Annotated in this window: 1 protein-coding gene; it reads left to right on the plus strand. The window is 70.3% G+C overall.

What is annotated here, in order from left to right:
• A partial coding sequence (locus tag ABFX56_RS15940) for a hypothetical protein (protein ID WP_346234348.1) occupies positions 1–317 on the plus strand: 317 nt, incomplete at both ends.

Raw genomic sequence — 317 nt, forward strand, 5'->3', positions numbered from 1 at the left:
TCCGCCGTTGGTCTCACTGCGAACGGCGAGCGTGCCCATGGCCGCGCGCGCGTGCTCTTGGACCTCATCGACGTGCTCTTTGCCTTGCCGCCGGTCGAGCTCTCCCGGTTCGCACCGCTGGCGTTCCAGGCGCGAGATGATGCCGTCGCCCTCGAAATTCTGACGACAGCCGCGATCGAGCTGGTCGACACGCTGGCCACCATCCGGCCCGCGCACGCGACCGGTCCGGTGGTGCTCGGTGGCAGCATCCTGGGCACGATGCCGGGCGGCAATCCCGTGGCACAGTCGCTGGCTAGCGCCCTCGGGCCGGCGGAGCT

It is taken from the genome of Parafrigoribacterium mesophilum, assembly GCF_039652555.1.
In the GTDB taxonomy this organism is placed as follows: Bacteria; Actinomycetota; Actinomycetes; order Actinomycetales; family Microbacteriaceae; genus Parafrigoribacterium; species Parafrigoribacterium mesophilum.